The sequence below is a fragment of the Carbonatibacter coralli genome, assembly GCF_039592655.1.
In the GTDB taxonomy this organism is placed as follows: domain Bacteria; phylum Pseudomonadota; class Alphaproteobacteria; order Kiloniellales; family Kiloniellaceae; genus Carbonatibacter; species Carbonatibacter coralli.
On the sequence record NZ_JBBUTJ010000002.1, the window covers coordinates 318,818 to 339,784 of the forward strand.

Below are 20,967 nucleotides of genomic sequence, written 5' to 3' on the forward strand. Positions count from 1 at the left end.
GTAAAAGCCTTGCTCTGTAACTCTTTTTTGATTAACAGGAAGGGGTCATTTTCCGGAAGAGCACCAATGCCGACCCTTGAACAGTTTGATCGTTATTTCACAGGGGTGATCCTGTTTCTGCTGCCAGCCGTTTCCGTTCTGGCCAGCAAGGGAGTTGTCCCTGTTCTCGTTTTACTGAGCGTCGGGCTTGTGCTCTTTGATCTGGTTTCAAAAGGCCATGTTCACCTTCCGCGCCTGTCAAGAGCCCCTGCTTTGATACTGGCAGCATTTCTGGGATGGCTCTTCCTCAGTCTGTTCTGGTCCCAGCTCCCTGAAAAGGATGTCTTTCTTGTTGTCCGGCTTTTCGGACTGATTGTCTGTGCACTCTTCCTGACTGAAAGCCTTCGAAACCGGGATGAAGCTGCAAGACAAAGACTGCTGAAAGTGCTCGGTATCGGTGTTCTGCTCGGCCTGTTCATTCTGCTGCTGGAAAATCAGGCTGACTCTCCCCTCACCCGCCTGCTCAAGGACAAGGACTTCAGCGAGGAAGTCAATCCGAGCCGTTTTAATTTCGGAAGTGTTTTTGTGTCCTGCCTGGGCTGGTTCCTGCTTGCACAAAATGCTGATCGCCTTGATCTGAAAAAGAGCCTTGCCCTTCTCCTTGCCCTTACCGCTTTTCCGTTCTTCACAGCGAGTGAAAGCGCCAAGCTGGCTTCCATACTGGCTTTCACCTGGTATGTGCTGTTCAGGTTTGTTCCGCTCCCTTCAACACACGTTCTGAAATTCCTCGTCCTGATCAGCTTTGTTTCCCTGCCTATTGCCTCCCAAACAGCATGGCAGGCGATTGGCCCCCAAATACCTGACAATATGCCGGACTCTGCACACCACAGACTCTTCATCTGGAGCTATGTCTCTGACATGGTTATGAAGAAACCTCTGGAAGGCTTTGGCATTGATGCCAGCAGACACCATGAGAACTCTCCCGAAGAAGGCTATGTCAGCATCGAGAAAACAGGCGAAATTTCGGGGCAGGATGATGCCCTGCCTCTGCACCCGCACAATGCCGCCATCCAGATCTGGTACGAACTGGGTGTTGTCGGGGTCCTGATCGTTCTGGCCGGGCTGTCCCTGCTGATTGATGCAACCAGACAGTCAATGATCCCGGGAACCGGAAAGAACAGGAAAAGCGACCTGCTTTTTCAGTCCACCTTTGTCTTTCTTTTCATCATCTCGATGCTGTCATGGGGCATTTGGCAAAATCGCTGGTTTGCAGGACTGATCTTCTTTGCCGTTCTGCTTTTCTCCTTTCCGCTCAGGGAAAAAGCCTCCCGTTCTGCCATCGCTACAGAAAAAACAGTCGAACCTGTAATCAAGGCCTGAACCATTTTTATCACGGCAGGCACCAAAGCTTCACATTTACACCCCTGTCTCTTCCAGTGTAGTCTGAAGCAGGCCTGAACATTACAGGGACGCCAGGCATGACCACAACAGCGTCAGAGCAAGGATCGGCTTCTGCAAGGGAAGATCACTCCCGGGAGCCCATGAGAGACTACAACGGTCAGCTGATTCAGCAAGGTTTCTGGAAGCGCGTTCTTCCCAGAACGCTTCTGGGACGCTCCCTTATGATCATTGTCCTGCCGGTCCTGCTTGTGCAGGCCATTTCGGCGTGGGTCTTTTACGACCGTCACTACGAGACTGTGACCAAGCGCCTGACCAACGCTCTGGCCGGTGATCTGGCAATTGCCATAACCCTGCTGGAAGATGCGCAGTCTCCTTCCGAACAGGCCGAAATCTTTCGCCTGCTTCAAAGAACAGCCTCCCTTTCCCTGTCCTTTCACGAAGGCGCTGTCCTGCTGGATGACAGCTGGAAACCAGGCTGGTCCATCCTGGAAAACAGGCTGGACAATGCGCTGCGCAGCTCGCTTCACAGTCACAGACAGACAGGCTATCTCTATTCCATAGACACCAAATCCCTTGATGACCAGATCAAGATTGAAATCGAAATGGACACAGGCGTCCTGCTTGCTCTCGTTCCCAGCAAGCGCCTGTTTACAACAACAACCTATCTGGTCACTTTCTGGATGCTGGGAACCTCCTTTTTCTTCTTCGGTATTGCGGTTCTGTTCATGCGCAATCAGGTGCGCCCCATTCAACGCCTTGCACAGGCCGCTGAAGCCTTCGGCAAGGGGCACGATGTTTCCGGTTTCAAGCCCGAAGGTGCCAGTGAAGTCAGGCTGGCTTCCGCTGCCTTCCTGCGCATGGGCTCACGCATCAAGCGACAGGTCGAAAACCGTACAGCCATGCTCGCCGGCGTCAGCCATGACCTCCGCACCCCTCTTACCCGCATGAAACTCCAGCTCGCCCTGATGGGGGACAAGGAGGGAATCAGCGAACTCAAGGATGACGTTGCCGAGATGGAAACCATGATCGAGGGCTATCTCAGCTTCGCCCGAGGGGATCGTGGCGAAGACTACAGCGATGTCAGCCTTCGCCTTTTTCTGGAAGATGTGGTTGCTCCCTTCCGGAGATCAGCCCTGCAGGAACAGGCTGCCCTGCAAAGGGATGAATGTGACAAGGTTGATCTCCTTGTTCAGGGCGATGCCCTCTTGCACATCCGGCGCAACAGTCTGAAAAGGGCGATCAGCAATCTGATCGGCAACGCACGCCGCTATGCAGACAATCTCTCGGTTCAGGCCAACATGAGGGCCGGACAGGTCGAGATCATTGTCGATGATGATGGCCCCGGCATTCCGCAGGACAAAAGAAAGGACGTCCTCAAGCCCTTCTTTCGTCTGGAAGCCTCAAGAAACAGTGACACAGGCGGACAGGGACTGGGCCTGTCCATTACCATGGACATCATCAGCAACCACGGGGGCGAACTGAAACTCGAAGACAGCCCCATGGGTGGCCTGAGAGCGCGCGTGACCCTGCCACTGTAAGTCCCGGGACAGCACAAAACATCACGGAAAAACAGTCTCTGCACAATTTGCAGCAGACCCTTCGGATCAGTGAACCCTCTGTCCGTCAGGAACGGGTTTGTCGCTCGCCAGAAGAACAATCTCTCCCTGATCATCGCTCAGACCAAGTGTCAGGCATTCCGACATAAAAGGGCCGATTTGCTTCGGCGGAAAGTTCACAACCGCAAGAACCTGCCTGCCAACCAGTGAGGCCGGATCGTAATGCCCGGTGATCTGGGCCGAGCTCTTGCGCTGGCCGATTTCCTCCCCGAAATCGATCAGAAGTTTGATCGCCGGACGCCGCGCCTCGGGAAACTCCCGCGCTTCCTTGACCGTTCCAACCCGGATATCAACCTTGAGAAAATCCTCATACGACAGAGTGTTTTGATCCATTGATCCTTCTTCCCTGATAGAGAGCCGCCCCTGAGCACAAAGACCTGTGTTCATGCGGATCGGCGCAAACTCCGGAACGCACCTGCAGACGCGGTCAGCAGCCCCAGCACAAACCAGAAGATACGCTGGTAGGCCATTTCGTGAACCATCGAAAAGGCTCCGAAGATAACGAGACAGAAAAACAGGGCCTGAACAGTCGGTTCTTTCAGACTCATTTTCTGCCTGAAAAACTGTACCAGCAAAAGCAGGAAAGGCGAAAAGAAGAGCACAAAACCCAGAACCCCGAATTCAGCCAGCACCCACAGGAAGGTATTGTGAATCACCACAAGCACCTGTCGATCCCCCACAGGAAGCTGCATATTGCGTCCCAATCCGGCTCCCCAAAACGGGTTTTCCGTAAAAAGCAACCAGCCCTGCTGAAAGGTTGCCAGCCGCTCATGATCACTGGATTGCGAAACTGCTCCCATGAAACCGGCCATAAGGGAAGTTGCATTTCCCGTGACCTGGAACTGCACAACAAGGAAGTGGGACAAATGATAAAGTGCCAGAACAGCCAGGAAGGACACAGCAACGTCTCTGAATTTCCTGAAATCAAGCAACAGCAGCACGACAAAGCAGATGACCAGGCTCAACTGTGCTGTTCTGGAAGACGTCGCATAGGCACCCAGCAAAACCAGCCCCACAAAGGGATTGAACCTCACATCCCTGTTCACCCCGATCCAGGAAAAGGCCACAATCAGCAGGAAGAACCCCCAGGCATTCCGGTTCAGCAAAAAGCCGGAGTACTGGTGATACTCCCACTCCAGCAGCTTCATCAAATCAGGCGGCGCAAAAAAACGTGTCACAAACTCCAGCAACACAACAACGGCTGCGACAAACAACAGGACATCCAGCGTCTTGCGAACGGTCCAGCTGCCGTTCATCTGAACAAGAAAGGCTCCGGACAGAAACACCGACAACAGAATACCAAAGCCAATCAGCCTGTTGAAAAGCGCCCACTCAATCAGCCCGTAGCGCCAATAGCCAACGGCAAAGGCGATCAGGATACTCAGGCCCGTCAACAGCAGGGACAGCGAAAACCCGTGGAAGGCCCAGTTGTCAGGTTTCAAGAGCCCCTTGTGGGCAAAGAGCAGGACTGACAGCCCGACAACAATCGCAAAAGGGTCAGCCAGATTCAGGGAAATCGCAACATCCGCAGAATGAACCCGGAACTGAAAGGCCAGCAGAATGCCGACCACAACAGGCATCAGCCAGGACAGGGTTGCCAGACTGACAAGACTTTCACGTGACGCTGCATGGACCGTTGGACGGGATGCAGCCTCCTCTTCGATCTCCGCTTTCGCTGCAAAGTGATCCCACCCGATCCACAGGACATGGATGGCAAGCGCAACCATTGCAGCAACTCCGACCCCCAGGCCAACAGCGACACCCCGGGCAACATCAAATCCTGCCTGCGAAAAGGCAAAGGCCGCACTCGCTTCCCGCACACCCCAGCCCCCCGGAACAACCGGAAGGGAGGCGGATGTCATGGTAAAGAGCGATGCCAGAAGGGCTTTGCTGTCCAGCAGGAGTCCATAGCTTTCAGAGACAAGCAGCAGGTAGCACAGAAGTGTCAGCAAATGCATGACCAGCGTTACGGCCAGCGACATCCCCAGCACTCTCAGTGTCGAACGTGCCACAAGCGCCATAATCATCCGGCGCGCACGGTGATGCAGCCTGAAAAAGAAAACAAGCAGCAGGAAAGCGACAACAACCGGAAAATAGATCAGAACAGCCAGATTGTCCTGCAACAGACTTTGGGCATTCCCCGTAATCCACAGGGTCAGCAGAACTGTCAGAATAATGAGAATTCCAATGCCGCAGGCCCGCTCAACAGATGTGACCAACACCGAAACAGACCGACTGCCGGAAGACTTTCTGGTCAGGGCTGCCCGTGCAAAAACCTGTCCGAAAAAATTAAAGAAGACCTGGCTGGCGACAATGGATTTGATGTTGATCCTGTGCGCTTCTTTCAAGGTCAGTCCAGGCGCAAAATCCCGCATGATAATCCAGTATCTCAGGCTGCTGAGAAGCTGCATCATAAGCATCAGGGAGACAACAAGGAGTGCCTTGAGAATCAGGTCCATTTTACATCAGTACAAAAGTGTTGGGATTCAACGAACTGGCTGCTGTCTTTTTATGCAGCAATTGTCCAGCATCAGCAAGCACAAGAGAATGGACGCAAGGATAAAAGGTTACATGAAACAAAGCTGTTACAAAAAACCGGCTCAGGCTTTTGCTGTTTCTCTGTCCCTGCGGCAACGACCAGCCAGAGAATCCAGCCGGGACAGGGATTTGTCGAGCACCGCCATGGTTTTGGTCAGATCCTCGCTGTCATCATTCAGCCAGACGCGAAAGGCCTTCAGATAAACAGCACCCAGCGCCTTGATGCGAATGGCACCACGCAGACCTGTTGTTGAAAAACCGGCAGCCTCAAGCATCGTTTGCATGGAAGCCCCCAGTGACATGAGGTTCCAGCCGGCAGCAAGAGGGTCACGCAGGCTGTCCCGAACAACAGCAGCCAGACCATCGCGATAGGGATGCAGGGCTTCGAAACGGGTCATCAGGACATCAAAGAGACGATCCTTTGCCGGTTCTCCCAGCCGGTCAGTCGCACCATCAGCCAGTACAGCCTGATCCGCCCGGGCAGAAATGCCACGCAGAATTGCAGATTTGGTCGGAAACAGGGCATGCATGTCAGCCAGATCGACACCCGAGGCATCGGCAATATCCAGCAGGGAAAGGTCAGCCCAGCCCCGGCGGGCTGCCTGCTCCATGGACACCTTGAGAACATGTGCGGGGATTTCTGCCTTTTTCATCGGAAGTCTCCTGAAATATCTGTCCGGATGCGAGTAAAACAGACCAATGTGAAAGATATGGGGCGCAAAAGCCGTCTTTTCCAGCTTTTACGCCCCTGTCTTGCAAAGGTTCAATCCGTTGCAGAACAGCGCCTGCTCTCAGGACAGCTCCCGGCTGCGTTTTGCGGCCGCATCAACCACGGCTGTCATCAGGGGCACAAGCCCCTTTTCATCGTGCATCAGCACGTTCAGTCCAGCCTGGGTGGTTCCGCCCGGACTGGTCACATTCTGGCGCAGGGTTGCCGGAGTGTCCGGCGATTGACGCAGGAGCTCGCCTGCTCCGGAAACCGTTGCATTGGCCAGTTGAACCGCAAGCTCGCGTGGCAAGCCGGCGGCGACACCGGCCTCTGCCAGCGCTTCTGCCATGTGGAAAATGTAGGCCGGGCCGGAACCGGACACACCTGTGACAGCATCCATCAGGGCCTCATCCTCGATCCAGGCCGTTTCCCCAACCGCCGAAAGAAGCTTCGCGCACTGCTCTTTCATCCTGTCCGGCACCAGTGCATTGGCACAGAGAACCGTCATACCGCGTCCCACGGCTGCAGGTGTGTTCGGCATGGTGCGCACCACCGCGGTCTGCGCCCCGAGGGCCTCTTCAAAAAAGGAAATCGTTTTGCCTGCCACAACCGAGAGAACCAGCGCACCCTGCTCTGCAAATTCCTTGTACTCACTGATCAGCGCATCAATAACCTGCGGCTTTACGGCAAAAAGCACGACATCGGGTGTCTGCCCGGATGGAACCGCGCCTGCCTGTTCCACCACCAGAACACCCCGATCACGCCAGGCAGAAAGCCATGTTGCTTCCGGTTTGTTTGCAGCGGGATCAACAATGGTCACATTGGCAGGCGGCAAGCCGTCATCCAGCCAGCCTTCCAGCATGGCACCTCCCATTTTTCCGCAGCCTACCAGCATCAAACGCATCGGTTTCTCCCTGTTTCAAAGCGTTGTTTGACAGGCAGAGTAGGACTGAAGAACCGGGCTTGCAAGCCTCTCCTTCAACAGGAACGGAAAAGCCATTATCAAAAAAATCCAAAAAGAGATTTCGCCCATATAAAGGCAATAACGTTGCAAAATACAGATCACTCCACCGACAAAATAAAGATTATCTTTACTATATATCTGTACAAATTTTATCGAGAAAAACCGAATGGTGAATACAATGGAATTAACAAAGACCATACTACTGCATGCGTTAGACCAAAGTAATCTTGCGCATACCGTTGCGTCGGCAAGTCCTGGTCATCCATTGATTTATGCAAACAAGGCCTTTTACGAACTGACAGGCTATTCATCTGACGAAGTACTCGGACGCAACTGCAACTTTCTGCAACAGAACAGGTCGGACGAAAACATCAGGCAAAGGATCAGATGGGCCATCAATCAGAAAGTGCCCATCACAACAGAAATCAGAAACTACAAGAAAAACGGCGAAGCCTTTTTGAATCGCCTGAGCATCGCCCCCATTTTTGACGAGGCAAAGGAGCTGATCGCCTTCATCGGCATCCAGTCCGATGTCTCGCTGGAACGCCAGCGCCTGGGGGCCAGTGCCGAGCGACAGAAACTCGAAGCCCTTGGCAGGCTCTCGGCAAACATCAGTCACGAAATCAAAAATGCCCTTCAACCCATCTTTCTGATGACCGACCTGCTGGAAGACTGGAACAACCTGTCTTCGACCGAAATCAGAAAATGCGTCTCGATTATCAGAAGCAATGCCGACAGCGCGATGAACATTGCTCAGAACACACTTCAGTTCTCGCGACCACTGAATGACGATGTCGAGGAAATTTCCGTCCTGACCCTGGCCAAGCAATCGCTGGAAGCCGCCCAGTACTTTCTGGAAAAGCGCCTCAATGTCTCGGGCAAGGTCAACAACCTTGATCTGAATGACACCCTCCTGATTTCAGTCAGCGGGTTTCACCACCTGCTGCTGAACCTGATGATGAATGCCAGGGATGCCTCACCCATGGATGGCTCGATAGAAATCACCTTTGATGGCGTTGAACTGGAAACCATCGAGGCAACAAACCTGAGCCTCACCCCCGGACGCTATCTCTGCATGAGCGTCAGGGACAACGGACACGGCATTCCCGCCGACAGGATCGGTGCAATCTTTGATCCCTTCTACACCACCAAGTCCGTCGATCAGGGCACAGGGCTCGGACTGTCCATCGCCAAACGCTTTGTCAACGAAAGCGGTGGTGTCATCACCTGTGAATCCGAAGAAAACAAGGGAAGCTGTTTTTCAGCATGGCTGCCGCTTGAACGACGACTGGTTCACTGAACACAAAAACGAATACGACGATAACGATGACTATGAATAATGAAGTGCACAAACAAAGGAGTGCGTTATGGCTAAAATTCTGCTGGTAGAAGACATGAAAGGAGTCCGTGATTCACTGGATATGATTCTATCCATGGCCGGGCACACCATAAAAGAAGCACAAAACGGTCAGGAAGGTCTGGATCTCATTCCCGTGTTTCAACCCGATCTGATCGTGACAGATATTCTGATGCCGGTCATGGACGGCACCGAATTCATTCTGAATGTGCGGGATCTCTATCCCAACCTGCCCATTCTGGCCATTTCCGCAGGTGGCAACGGCGCCACAGCTGAACAGGCCCTTATGATTGCCCAGGAGAAGGCAACAAGAACACTCAGCAAACCCTTTTCCAAAAACGAGTTTCTGGACGCAGTTGCACCGCTGCTCGCAGAACATTCACAGGCCTGATAAACCAGCGGAGCAAAATCCATGCGACTGTTTGCAAACCTGACGATCGGGCAGCGGATCTATACCCTTGCCGGTCTCATCATTGCCTTCATGGCGACCATTGCCTTTGTGGGTTACTTCACCATGGCCAAAATCGGCCACGAGCTTGAAGACATCACCAAACGGGACATTCCCCTGACCGAAATGCTGACCAAGATCACTGTCCACCAGCTGGAACAGGCGATCGCGATGGAACAATCCATCCGCTATGCGGCCATTGATAGCGAAAGCGGCATCAAGCACAAGAAAGAGGCCATGGAGCTTTTCACCAAACTGGCCCACAAGGTTGACGAGGAGATCCTTCAGGCCGAGGACATAACACAGACGTTCATTGCGACAACCAACCTGCCGGAAACCAGAGCCGAGATGGAAGCTGTCTATGAACAGCTCAAAACGATCGAAAAGCATCACAAGGAGTATGAGGAACACGTCTTTGACGTCTTCAAGAAGATCGAAAACACTGTCATCACGGCAGATGACGAAGCCATTTTCACAGCTGTCGAGCAGATCGAGGAAGAGCAAAGTGTTCTGGACAAGGAAATCGAACACCTGCTGTTTGAAGTCGAGCATTTCACACTGAAAGCTGCCGAGACAGCGCTCAAGGACGAACAGGCCGGCCAAAGACTGATCCTGATACTGGGTGTTGTCATCACACTGACCGGCATTGCGCTTTCTGTCGTGATCTGTCTGGGGATCAGCCGCCCGATCAAGGCACTGACATCTTCCCTGAGCGAACTGGAGCAGGGCAATCTGGATGCAAGCATTCCGGAAACCTTCTTCAGGGATGAAATTCACTCCATGGCAAACGGAATGAAAACCTTCCGTGCAGAAATGCAACGCGCCCGCGATCTCGAAACGGTCAACAAGGAAGCAGAGCGCAAACGGCTGCAACGCCAGAACGAGCTGAACCAGCTTGTCGGCATTTTTGGCGCCACCATCGGCTCTGCCTTCCAGAAGATGGAAGACACCTCTTCCAACATGGTTGCCCTCGCCTCCACCATGTCCGGCGAAAGCCAGCAAACACTTGATATGGCCGGCATGGTTGCAAACGAGGCACGCGAGTCCTCTCAAAACGCCGGTGCGCTGAGTGCTGCCACCGAGGAAATGGTTGCCTCTGTCCGCGAGATCAACTCCCAGGTCCTCAAGTCGTCCGAGATTACGCAGGAGGCTGTCAGCCGAGCGGACCAGTCCCAACAGGAGGTTGAGGAACTCACCCAGACAGCAGAGGAAATCGGCGATGTAATCAAGCTGATCACCGACATTGCCGAGCAAACCAATCTGCTGGCCCTGAACGCCACGATTGAAGCGGCCCGCGCCGGTGAGGCAGGCAAGGGCTTTGCCGTGGTGGCCAGCGAGGTGAAAAACCTGGCCAACCAGACCGCCAAGGCAACCGAGGAAATCTCTGACAAGATCAACAAGATCCAGGACACGGCGAAGAAATCGTCCCTGTCCATTACAGAGATCGCCAACACCATCCAGAACATCAACCAGTTTGCCTCTGCCATTGTGGCTGCGGTTGAGGAACAGGATGCCACCACGCAGGAGATTGCCCGCAGCGTAAACTATGTTGCTGAAAGCTCCACCCGCGTGACTGAAAACGTGGACTCAATCCAGAGTCAGACAGAGACCGTCGGACAAAGCTCCATCTCGGTCAACGGCTCCGCAACAGAGATGGCAGACGATGCCAAGCTTCTGAGCAAGGAAGTTGAAACCTTCCTCAAAGCCATGCAGAACACCGATACGGAAGACGACACCTTCTCGTCACGGACGCTGAACACCCAAGGCACCCTGCACATCAACGGACAGCAATCCGGCTGTACAGTGACCGAGATGAATGCTGCCTTTGCAACGGTAACTCCGGCCCTGTCCCAACCTGCCGGTACGGCTCTTGATCTTGAGGTTCCCGATATGGAACTGACCATCAAGGCCCGCATTGCCAAAACCGAGGACAACAAAACGGCGTTGCAGTTCCCGCTTGATCTGAACCATCTGGAGGAGTTGTCCGAAAAGCTCGACAGCTTCCAGAACAAATCCGGCTCAGCCTCCCGCGACACTGCAAACGCACAAGCCCCCTCCACTCCGGCCGATCTGGACGAAACCAGGGCAGCCTAGCCTTGCTTCTCCGTTCAGTTCAGGCAAACCTGGGCCAGCACCACACCTGCTGGCCCTTTTTCTTTTGCAACAGGCAGATATGACCCGCATCACAAACCACGCTGAACTTTCACAGCACTACAAACCCGCCAGAGGCCGCTCGGTTGAAAAACAGCTGGAGCAGCTGGAACACCACAGTCGCAGCTTCATAGCCCACTCCCCCTTTGTGCTGCTGGCAACCCATGGAGCAGACCGGCTTGGCGATGTGTCTCCACGCGGAGACCTGCCCGGTTTTGTTCATATCGAGAACGATCACAGCCTGCTGCTGCCGGACTGGCCGGGCAACAACCGTATCGACAGCCTGCGCAACATCATTGACAATCCGGGCGTGGGCCTGCTTTTCCTGATCCCGGGTGTCAACGAAACACTGCGCATCAATGGACAGGCTTCCATTCATACGGACGGGGAGCTGCTGGCGCTCTTTGACCGCAACGGCAAAAAACCGCTGTCCGTGCTGCGCATCGCAGTGCGGGAGGTCTTCCTGCACTGCGCCAAGGCCCTGATGCGATCAGAACTCTGGGACAGCAACAGGCAGATTGTTCGCTCTGACTTCCCGACAATGGGACAGATGATCACGGACCAGATTGCCGGGAAGACAACAGTATCCCGTCCCTCTGACCAGGAAAATCCAAGCTCTCCGAATACCCAGGAAGCTCCGGAAAGTCAGGAGGCTATGGAAGCCCGCTACAGAAAACTGCTTTACTGAATGAACACGGAAAAAGGCACCGCCCACAGCAGACAGTGCCTTTTTCCATTATATATGTTTTGCGTGATCAGGGTTTCTTCCTGTTGCTGTTTTCCAGAACAACACCGAAAACCTCGTCACAGACACTCAGCGCAAAGTCATGGCTCAAACGTCCTTCAGGCCCGGACATCATGGCCGCACCAATCAGCCCACCCCGCGGGAGAATGCGTGTTCCACAGGACATCGACCAGCAACCGGGCCATCGAAAACAGGTGTAAATTGACGCCTTACTCGGTCAGATAGAAGGTGATGGTCGTCACCACGCGGACATCCTTTTCAATCTTCTGCGTGTCACCGTACTCCTCGCCCGCATCGCGAACGTAGAAACTTCCCTGACGCGCAGAGCGGATGCTGCCCACTTCCACACCGGCATTGCTTGCAAATTCATTGGCTGCAATCCGGGCATTCTGCGTGGCTTCACGCAGCATATCCGGCTTGATGTCATTCAGACTGGTGAAGCGGAAAGCCGGTTGCTCGTTGACGATGTCATAACCCTTGGCAATCAGGCTGTTCACATCACCACGGACCTTCCGGACCAGATCAACCTTGTCGGACGAGACCGTGATGGAACCGGAGAGTTCATGGCTTTCATCCACGATCTGCTGGTTGCTGTTGCGATAGATCTGGGGATAGTAATCGATCACACCGTAGGTCAGATCCTCTTGGGAAAAGCCCTTGTCCATCAAAAGGGCCGCAATATCCTGCTTCTGCTTTTCCGCCTCTTCGTAAAGCGCCGGAATACCGGATCGTTCCGCTGTGGCAAGACGATAGCGAACAGTCCAGCTGACCTGATCCGCCTTGACCCTGCGTTCGGCAAGCCCCTTGGCCTCTGCCGTATTCACCGCCACCTTGGCGTTATAGAGGGTCTGACTGACGAAAAAACCACCCAGAGCCAGACCGGCAACCAGTGCTACGGCAATGGCAACCAGACCTGTGTTTCCTGAATTCTGTCCCATGACATGGGCCCCCGTTCTCTAAAGGAAATCCAGTCTGCAACTCTCTGCTGCAATCAAAGCAGAATTGCGCGGCAATCAAGGCAAAGCCATGGCAAAACACAATCATGGGCAGAGACCGTTTCAACGCAGACCACACCACTCCGCAAGGCAGCAAACACAGCACGACTGAGACAGGGAAGAAAGTGAGAACAAGCGAAGGACACAGCCGGGGCAGGCAGACAGGGACCAAAACCCCCGACTGAAAAACCGACAGGATCAGGGGAGAGATCAGGTGATTTTTTTCAGTTCCTCCATGAACTGCTCCATATCCTCCAGTAGGGCTGCCAGCTTTCTTTCGGAGTGTTCAGAGAGATCCCGCGTGACCTGATCGACATCCCGGGAGACCTGCGAGACCTCTTCAATCCCCTCGCCGATCTCGGCAATCACCCTGTTGACGTTTGCTGTTTCCTGCGCAGCAGTTCTGGCATTGCCTGCAATATCGCTTGATGCAGCAGACTGCTGGTCCACGGCAGCTGCGACAGAAACCGCAGAATCATTGATGTCCTGCAGCAGACCACCCAGCTCCTCAAAGGCGGACACCGCTCCTCTTGTCGAGCTCTGGATGCCGGACACGTGCTGACTGATCTCCTCGGTCGCGCGGGCCGTCTGGCTGGCAAGGCTTTTGACCTCATTGGCCACAACAGCAAAGCCCTTGCCCGCTTCTCCGGCCCGGGCCGCTTCAATTGTTGCATTGAGAGCCAGCAGGTTGGTCTGTTCCGCAATCTCCTCAATCAGGCGGATCACCTCGCCGATGTGATCTGCAGCTTCTGCCAGCTCCCGAATATCTGTCGTCGAGCTTTGCACGCGCCCCACAGCCCCTTCTACAACTGCAGAAGTCCGGTTCATCTGCTGACGAATTTCGGAAATGGAAACAGAAAGCTCCTCTGCTGCAGAAGAGATCGAGTTCACGCCTTCCGACGCCTCTGTCGAGGAATGACGCACAGACTGGGTCCCTGCCCGCGCCTGTCTGGCAACCGACTGCATGGTCGAGGTCATTCCGCCAAGATTGGTCACAGACTCATGCAACTCGCCGATGACTTCCTTCAGGGATTCATCCAGTCGCTCCGCAACCTCGCCAAAGCTCCCCATCTTTTCTTCAACAGAAGCCATGGCACTGTTCATGATTTGCGCCCCCACACGTGGCGAGCCATGCAGGCCGGTTTCAACAATCTTGCGGTAGTAAAGGTTGTTGCTGACATGATCCATAGAGGCGCGCGCTTCACGGACAAAGGCATCCACCTGATCCGCCAGACGGTTCACCGCCCACATGACCTGACCGATGCGCCCCTTTTCATCAATGTTGGTCAGACGCCGCTCGTAATCCCCTTCGGACAGGGCATCACAGATATCGGAAATGCGGGTCACAACCCGGGCCACACGGTGCTGAAAGAAAAGAACACCGCACAGGACAACCAGCAAAACAGCGCTGGCTCCCTGTGCCAGAAGGGAAAATCCCAAGAACTCGAGAACCTGAACAGACACAGTCAGGGCAAAGGCCAGGAAAACCAGATATCTGGCCTTACAGAGAGAAGATAAATTCATCATAGGACACCCCCTGGTCTTTCAGGATCTGCTCGAGAGCTGCAAAGCCCGCATGCATGCCTTCCTTTGCATTGGAATGGCTCTTCTCAACCTCCATCAGCTGCGCATAAAGCGGTTCAATCGTGCTGCTGACAATTGCCGGATCGGGCAAGCGGCGATTGGAGTGATATCCTGTAATGGTGCCATCGCTGTCCAGACTGGGAGTCACATGGGCAAAAACCCAGTAGTGATCACCGTTTTTGCAAAGATTGACGACATAGGCGAAAATCTCGTGCCCCTCTGCAATCCTGTCCCACAGCAGCTTGAAAACACAGCGCGGCATCCCCGGATGACGCAGAATGCGATGCGGCTCCCCCAGAAGCTCTTCCTCCGAATAGCCGGAAATCCTGATAAACACCTCGTTTGCGTAGGTGATGCGTCCTTTCAAATCAGTCTTGCTGACGATAATTTCACTTTGATCAAACCGTTGTTCGACACCCGTCGTCACGTCGTTTTCTACCCTGTACATCTGCCAAGCCACCAAATCTTTTTTATTGTTGTGCCCCGTATTCCGGGACGTTTTGACAGGGGAGAGAGTTACATACAGTTATACTCAAACAAATGATCTAAATCACACCCCCGGAAAGCCATTCTTTTTATATGGTTATTTTGTGTGATTTTTATGAATTCTCCCATAAGTTTCAAGAGAACTTTGTTCACTATTCCAAAAAAACACAAAAAGTATGGTCAGAAACAAAAGCATTGAATTCAAAAGAGATAAGGCATCCGAAAAAATTCATCCCGCAAAAATTGCAGCCTTCAAGCAACGAGCACCAGGGGAAGGCAGCAAAAAAGCAGTGGGCGTTTTTCACACCACACTGCTTCATCAAGTCACATATTCATGTGTTGTTTACAGCTGATTCGAAGCCGGAAACAAAACCTTTCAACAGGCCGTCGATCAACTGACCTTCTTCAGCTCTTCCATGAACTGCCCCATGTCATTCAAAAGGGCCGCCAGTTTCTGCTCTGACAGGTCCCGCGTAACACGATCAACATCGCGCGAAACCCGCGAGGCTTCATTGATCCCGTCACCGATCTCGGTAATCCCGCGATTGACGTTCGCTGTTTCCCGCGCTGCAATCCTTGCGTTGTCGGCAATTTCGTTGGAGGCAGCAGACTGCTGATCCACAGCCGCAGCCACTGAAACTGCAGAGCTGTTCAGATCCTGCAAAAGCTCGGCAAGTTCGTCAAAGGCCTTCACAGCCTCCAGTGTGGAACTCTGGATACCGGACACATACTGTCCGATCTCCTCTGTCGCGCGTCCCGTCTGATTGGCCAGGCTCTTTACCTCGCTTGCGACAACAGCAAAGCCCTTCCCGGCCTCACCGGCGCGCGCCGCTTCAATTGTGGCGTTGAGAGCCAGCAGATTGGTCTGCTCGGCAATCTCGGTGATCAGCTTGATCACATCGCCAATGCGACTGGCAGACTCATCAAGCTGGCGAATATCACTGGCAGAGGCCCGCACCCGCTTGACAGCCCCTTCAGCAGCAGAAGAGGTCCGGCTCATCTGCGTACGGATTTCGGAAATGGAAGCCGACAGCTGTTCAGCAGCAGCGGAGATGGAGCTGACACCGTCAGAAGCTTCGCGTGAGGACTGGCGCACCGCTTCCGAACCGGATCGGGCCTGCGTGGCCACTGTTTCCATCGAAGCTGTCATCTCGCCCAGATTGCCCACGGAACTCTGCATCTCCTCGGCAACGGTCTTCAGGGAGCTGTCCAGACGATCGGCCACACCGTTGAAACTCTCCATCTTGCCCCGAATGGTTTCAATCGCACGGTTGATGATCTGCGCTCCAACCCGGGGCGATCCCTTCAGGCCTCGCTGGATAATCCGGCGATAGTAAAGATTGTTGCTGACATGCTCCATCGACGCACGGGCTTCGCGAACAAAGGCATCGATCTGGTCAGCCGTCCGGTTGACAGACCACATCAGCTGACCCAGCTCACCCTTTTCACGAATGTTTGTCAGGCGGCGCTCGTAATCCCCCTCGGACAGGGCATCACAGATTGCGGCTGTTCTGCGGATCACAGACTTCACCTGCTGCTGATAGAACAGCACACCGGCAATCACAGCCAGCAGCAAAACACTTGAAACCAGCGCAGGAACAGCCCAGCCCATTGCCTGCGAGACCACACTGATCAATCCCAGAACCGCAACAGCATAAACAAGGTATCTGGCCTTAGAGAGAGAAGATAAATTCGTCATAAGACACTCCCTGCTCCCCGAGAATTTCTGTCAAAGCTGCAGAGGCGGCCAACATGCCTTCCTTTGCATTGGAATGACTTTTCTCAATACCCAGCAGTTTTTCATAAAGAGGCTCAATCGTTGTGCGGATCACCTCCCGGTCCGGCAACCGGCGACTGGAGTGATAGCCTGTCACCTTGCCCTCATTGTTCAGGCTGGGTGTGACATGCGCAAAAACCCAATAGAAATCGTTGTTTTTGCAACGGTTTACAACATAGGCAAAGATCTCCTGCCCGGATGCAACCCTGTCCCACAACAGTTTGAAAACACAGCGCGGCATTTCCGGATGACGCAGGATGCGGTGGGGTTCCCCCAGCAGCTCCTTTTCCTCATATCCGGAAATCCTGATGAAAGGTTCATTCGCATAGATAATGCGACCTTTCAGATCTGTTTTGCTGACAATCGTTTCGCTTTGGTCAAAGCTTCGCTCTACGCCTGAAGAGGCGTGTACCTGTGTCCTGTCCATCCGCTATATAACCGAGTGCTGTTCTTTTGTTTTACATAAACCCCAAGACAGCATTTGACAGGAAAAACGATCCCGCACAAGCATTTTTCAAAAAAATTCATGAAAAACACCTGCTTTTTAAATGGCATTTTATACAGTCTTAACAACTCGTTAAATAGACTTAACTATTCGTTAAGAAGATTGGTGGCAACAACAGCCCTGCACGTGATCGTTTACTAGGCCAACGCCCTGCATAAAGGCATAGACAATGGTCGAGCCCACAAAGGTCATGCCGCGTTTTTTCAAATCCTTTGAAAGGGCATCACTCACCCCGGTCGTGGCAGGCACATCCGAAAAATCCGCCCAGTCATTCACGCGCGTTTTTCCTTCGACCCATTTCCAGAGATAGGCATCAAAGGAACCAAACTCTTCCTGGATTTTCATGAAGGCAATTGCGTTCTTGCGGGTTCCATAGATCTTCAGGCGGTTGCGGATAATACCTTCATCTTCACGAAGGGCTTCCAGCTCCTCATCCGTCATAACCGACACCTTCTTCACATCAAAATTGTGAAAGGCCCGCCTGTATCCCTCCCGCTTCATCAGGACCGTTTCCCAGCTCAAACCGGCTTGCGCCCCCTCAAGGATCAGCATTTCAAAGAGGTGTCGGTCATCATGGACAGGCACAGACCATTCGGTGTCGTGGTAATGCTCGTACACCGGATTGCCACTGCCAAAACATCGCATCTTCCCGTCTGTTCCTGCCTTCAGCCCCATGGACCTCTTCCCTGCCTGCCAGTTGTTTCAAAGAAACAAAATAGCAAAAGGCCGCCCCGAAATGAAGCGGCCTTTTGATCAAAATCCTTGCAACATAAAGAGTTATGCAGCGTGAGAACTTTGCTCCATTCGACGCAAAAACTGTTCCACAGCCTGTTCAAGCTGCTCGGTTGCCGACACCATCTGGCTGGATGCACCCAGAGAACTCTCGGCCGTTGAAGAGGTTTCCTGAATGGTTGAATCCAGCTGGCTCATTGTCGAGGTCAGATTGTTCGCCGCATCCGCTGAGTTCCGGATATTCACGGCAATCTCGTTGGTTGCAGCCCCCTGCTCCTCGACAGCAGAGGCGATCACGCCTGTAACCTGGCTGATCTCTTCAATGGTTGCTGTGATACGGCTGATTGCCTCGACAGCAGAACTGGTCGAGGTCTGGATGCCGCCGATCTGGTTGCTGATCTGCTCTGTGGCACTGGCCGTCTGGTTGGCCAGACTTTTCACCTCGGTCGCCACAACAGCAAAACCCTTGCCTGCCTCTCCTGCACGAGCCGCTTCGATTGTTGCGTTCAGGGCCAGCAGATTGGTTTGCTCGGCGATGTCCTGGATCAGGTTCACCACCTCGCCGATTTTGTTTGCGGCTTCGGCAAGGCTGCCAACCTCTTCGTTGGTTTGCTGCGCCACATCGTCAGCCGTTTTGACAACTGTACTGGCCATGCCGAGCTGGCGGTCAATTTCACGAACAGACATTTCCAGCTCCTCGGTTGCCGAAGCCACCGACTGGATGGAAGTCGAGGTGTGATCACACTCGCGGATCATTGTACCCGAATAGTCCTGTGTCTGGGCCGCAATGCTGTTGAGCTGTCCCGCAACAGCATTGATGTTTCCCGAAGAGTTGCGCAGACTGTCAAACACGGAGAAAACCTCCTGACGGAAGGACTCCGCCAGACTGCTCCGCTCCTGCGCAGCTTCACGGGCCATGGCCTCCCGCTCGCTTTGACGCTGAGCATCCTGCTCACGCTTTTCAACGGCTGACTTCCGGAAGAACTCCACAGAACCGGCCATCTTCCCGATCTCGTCAGAACGGTGGCTCTCCTCCACAGCGGTTTCAACATCGCCGCCAGCGATGCGCTCCATGCTCTGGCTGATCCGCCCCATGGAAACAATCACGCGACTGTAAACAAAGAAACACAGGGCCAGTGCCATCAGGATCGAGAAAGCCAGCGCTCCCAGCATCATGTTCCGATAGAACACCACGTCCTCCTCGGCGACATCAATCTCGGACTGGGTCCGCTTTTCCAGCAACAGGAAGAACTCATCCACCGGGCGCATGATGTTGGCCTTGAACTCGTGATACTGAACAGAGTGCATCATGGTTCGCGCCCGTTCAAAATCGGAGGTCCCGACCGGATTGCCCTGATCATCCTTGCCCTCGACAAGGTTCATGGCCACCACTTCCGTGTTCACCAGGCCATTGGAATTCGCCTGAGCCTCAGACAGCTTGGCAAATTCCTCATCTGTAAAACCGGCCTCTTTCATCAGATCAAGCAATGGCGCCTTTACACCACTGCCCGGACGCGGTTTTGCCTCACCGGCAGCCACGAAATCCCAATAGATACGATGGTAATCCGACGGGCGCTCCTTTTCCCCGCCGCGGATCGCCAGGATATCGAAGTACTGATCCTTGTAGGAACTGTCCCCTGTGATGACATAGGTCCGCGCGAGACGGGTCAGATCATCGGAAGACTGACGCAACTCATCAGCCAGAAGATAGGAATAGTACCGATTGTCCCGTGTCTCGCCTTCGTACTTGATCGCTGCATTGTAGGCATTGAAAGAATAGACAAGAACTGCGGCACTGACCATCAGTCCTGCAAAAAGCGCAGTAAAGATTGCCCTGATATTCGACATAACCAACCCCTTTTTTAAACAACTTTTCGTCGAAAATACATTTATTGACGGAGCATGTTAAAAATCGGTTAAGCCACAAGTACATACAACAATGACTGCATAAAAATAACATTATTTGCAATATTCAATAGATGAAAATCAAAAGAAAAACAAGTAAACAGGGAAAATCAAAATTTTAATTTTCCAGAAAAAACAATCAACCAAAATTTTGTATATCAAATGAAAAGGATAAAATTTCACAACAATCATACCTTTTCAGGCCATCCGGAATGCCTTGCAACTTCCGGGATTTCCTTCAAACCTTTTCCGGTGACTTGTGTCATCCTTTTTTCTTCCGGTTTGACAAACAAAAAGCGTCCCGTTTTTTCCGGAACGCTTCAACAAATCCCAAAACCCCGATACGGGTAATTCACAGATATTTTTTTACGAAACCTGTTTCATTCCTCACAGGCTCTCCACGGACCACAAACAGTCCGCACAGACTGACCACAATCAGAACCGCAACCCGGAAACGGAAAAGCACTCATGCCTGTCCCGTCACAGAGCGGGGATCATCACGCTTCCCCGCTGACATCCATCATGGCAAGCGCCAGGGCTTCACGCGCGTTCGGGTCACTGGAATCCAGCAACAGCAATGCCGGCATCAGTTTTTCACATTCATAGAGTGCTGTTGCGACCAGATCTTCTAGCTGTTCTTCTGTCACACCGCTCGCGCAATGCCGCATGGGAATGGTATGCCTGAACGCCGGAGCATTGGTTTCCTGTGGAAGATCAAAATGTCCAAGCCAGAGATTGCCGTTTACACCCGTCAGAAGCTGACAGACCTCTGTCATGAGATCCGGCTGCACGACGAAATCAATATGGCAGGCAAAGAACAGCGCTTCCAGCTCCTGCTCCCACCGAAAGTGCAGTTCAAAGGTCCCGATCCCGTTGTCCAGAGACGCCAAAAGCTCTGCATCGCCCTCTCTGGAAAAATTCCACTCGCAGGACGTGACAAGCTCTTCCACAATGTCAATGGGATGGGCAGCTGATTCATCTTGGGATGCCTTGAAGCTCATAATGAAAGCCTCCTTCTGCTGCTGGGCACCGTGACCGCATCCGAAACAAAGTCGCAAATATGGGCAACCTGTCG

General features: G+C 53.3%; 19 protein-coding genes. 6 read left to right on the forward strand and 13 right to left on the reverse strand.

Annotation, left to right across the window (positions count from 1 at the left end):
• Positions 1-66: 66 nt before the first annotated feature.
• Positions 67-1,359: an O-antigen ligase family protein gene (locus AAAH10_RS06955; protein WP_343561945.1), complete on the forward strand. Its 1,293-nt coding sequence runs from the start codon at positions 67-69 to the stop codon at positions 1,357-1,359.
• Between the two features lie 98 nt (positions 1,360-1,457).
• Positions 1,458-2,918, forward strand: a complete 1,461-nt coding sequence (locus AAAH10_RS06960) for an ATP-binding protein (protein ID WP_343561947.1) — start codon at positions 1,458-1,460, stop codon at positions 2,916-2,918.
• A gap of 66 nt (positions 2,919-2,984) precedes the next feature.
• Here the strand turns inward: AAAH10_RS06960 and AAAH10_RS06965 are convergent, their stop codons facing one another.
• From AAAH10_RS06965 to proC, 4 genes are all read right to left on the reverse strand, one after another.
• Positions 2,985-3,329, reverse strand: a complete 345-nt coding sequence (locus AAAH10_RS06965; RefSeq protein ID WP_343561949.1) for a tRNA-binding protein — start codon at positions 3,327-3,329, stop codon at positions 2,985-2,987.
• 50 nt (positions 3,330-3,379) lie between these two features.
• On the reverse strand, positions 3,380-5,455 hold the full coding sequence (locus AAAH10_RS06970; protein WP_343561951.1) for an O-antigen ligase family protein: 2,076 nt from the start codon (positions 5,453-5,455) through the stop codon (positions 3,380-3,382).
• Positions 5,456-5,596: 141 nt separating this feature from the next.
• The gene (locus AAAH10_RS06975) at positions 5,597-6,187 is read right to left on the reverse strand and encodes a hypothetical protein (RefSeq protein ID WP_343561953.1); all 591 of its coding nucleotides are present in this window, start codon (positions 6,185-6,187) and stop codon (positions 5,597-5,599) included.
• 138 nt (positions 6,188-6,325) lie between these two features.
• The gene (proC, locus tag AAAH10_RS06980) at positions 6,326-7,147 is read right to left on the reverse strand and encodes a pyrroline-5-carboxylate reductase (RefSeq protein WP_343561956.1); all 822 of its coding nucleotides are present in this window, start codon (positions 7,145-7,147) and stop codon (positions 6,326-6,328) included.
• Between the two features lie 325 nt (positions 7,148-7,472).
• Between proC and AAAH10_RS06985 the strand changes: the two genes are divergently transcribed.
• From AAAH10_RS06985 to AAAH10_RS07000, 4 genes are all read left to right on the forward strand, one after another.
• Positions 7,473-8,507 (forward strand): ATP-binding protein, encoded by a 1,035-nt coding sequence (locus AAAH10_RS06985; RefSeq protein ID WP_343561958.1) that lies wholly within the window; start codon positions 7,473-7,475, stop codon positions 8,505-8,507.
• Between the two features lie 67 nt (positions 8,508-8,574).
• Positions 8,575-8,955 carry a response regulator gene (locus AAAH10_RS06990; RefSeq protein WP_343561960.1) on the forward strand — a complete coding sequence of 127 codons (381 nt, stop codon included), beginning with the start codon at positions 8,575-8,577 and terminating at the stop codon, positions 8,953-8,955.
• Positions 8,956-8,976: 21 nt separating this feature from the next.
• Positions 8,977-11,106, forward strand: a complete 2,130-nt coding sequence (locus tag AAAH10_RS06995) for a methyl-accepting chemotaxis protein (RefSeq protein WP_343561961.1) — start codon at positions 8,977-8,979, stop codon at positions 11,104-11,106.
• Between the two features lie 79 nt (positions 11,107-11,185).
• Entirely contained in the window at positions 11,186-11,851 is a 666-nt protein-coding gene (locus tag AAAH10_RS07000) for a pyridoxamine 5'-phosphate oxidase family protein (protein WP_343561963.1), read from the forward strand.
• 67 nt (positions 11,852-11,918) lie between these two features.
• Here the strand turns inward: AAAH10_RS07000 and AAAH10_RS07005 are convergent, their stop codons facing one another.
• From AAAH10_RS07005 to AAAH10_RS07045, 9 genes are all read right to left on the reverse strand, one after another.
• Positions 11,919-12,074 carry a hypothetical protein gene (locus tag AAAH10_RS07005; RefSeq protein WP_343561965.1) on the reverse strand — a complete coding sequence of 52 codons (156 nt, stop codon included), beginning with the start codon at positions 12,072-12,074 and terminating at the stop codon, positions 11,919-11,921.
• Between the two features lie 43 nt (positions 12,075-12,117).
• The gene (locus AAAH10_RS07010; RefSeq protein ID WP_343561967.1) at positions 12,118-12,846 is read right to left on the reverse strand and encodes an SIMPL domain-containing protein; all 729 of its coding nucleotides are present in this window, start codon (positions 12,844-12,846) and stop codon (positions 12,118-12,120) included.
• Positions 12,847-13,113: 267 nt separating this feature from the next.
• Positions 13,114-14,430, reverse strand: a complete 1,317-nt coding sequence (locus AAAH10_RS07015; RefSeq protein ID WP_343561969.1) for a methyl-accepting chemotaxis protein — start codon at positions 14,428-14,430, stop codon at positions 13,114-13,116.
• Positions 14,405-14,935, reverse strand: a complete 531-nt coding sequence (locus AAAH10_RS07020) for a PAS domain-containing protein (protein WP_343561970.1) — start codon at positions 14,933-14,935, stop codon at positions 14,405-14,407. Before AAAH10_RS07020 ends, AAAH10_RS07015 begins: the two co-directional genes overlap by 26 nt.
• A 429-nt stretch (positions 14,936-15,364) precedes the next feature.
• Entirely contained in the window at positions 15,365-16,672 is a 1,308-nt protein-coding gene (locus AAAH10_RS07025) for a methyl-accepting chemotaxis protein (protein ID WP_343561972.1), read from the reverse strand.
• The gene (locus AAAH10_RS07030; RefSeq protein ID WP_343561974.1) at positions 16,647-17,177 is read right to left on the reverse strand and encodes a PAS domain-containing protein; all 531 of its coding nucleotides are present in this window, start codon (positions 17,175-17,177) and stop codon (positions 16,647-16,649) included. Before AAAH10_RS07030 ends, AAAH10_RS07025 begins: the two co-directional genes overlap by 26 nt.
• A 171-nt stretch (positions 17,178-17,348) precedes the next feature.
• Complete coding sequence (locus tag AAAH10_RS07035; RefSeq protein WP_343561976.1) at positions 17,349-17,930, reverse strand: DNA-3-methyladenine glycosylase I; 582 nt, start codon at positions 17,928-17,930, stop codon at positions 17,349-17,351.
• 102 nt (positions 17,931-18,032) lie between these two features.
• Positions 18,033-19,835: a methyl-accepting chemotaxis protein gene (locus AAAH10_RS07040; RefSeq protein WP_343561978.1), complete on the reverse strand. Its 1,803-nt coding sequence runs from the start codon at positions 19,833-19,835 to the stop codon at positions 18,033-18,035.
• A gap of 554 nt (positions 19,836-20,389) precedes the next feature.
• Entirely contained in the window at positions 20,390-20,893 is a 504-nt protein-coding gene (locus tag AAAH10_RS07045) for a type III secretion system chaperone family protein (RefSeq protein WP_343561979.1), read from the reverse strand.
• Between the last annotated feature and the right edge of the window lie 74 nt (positions 20,894-20,967).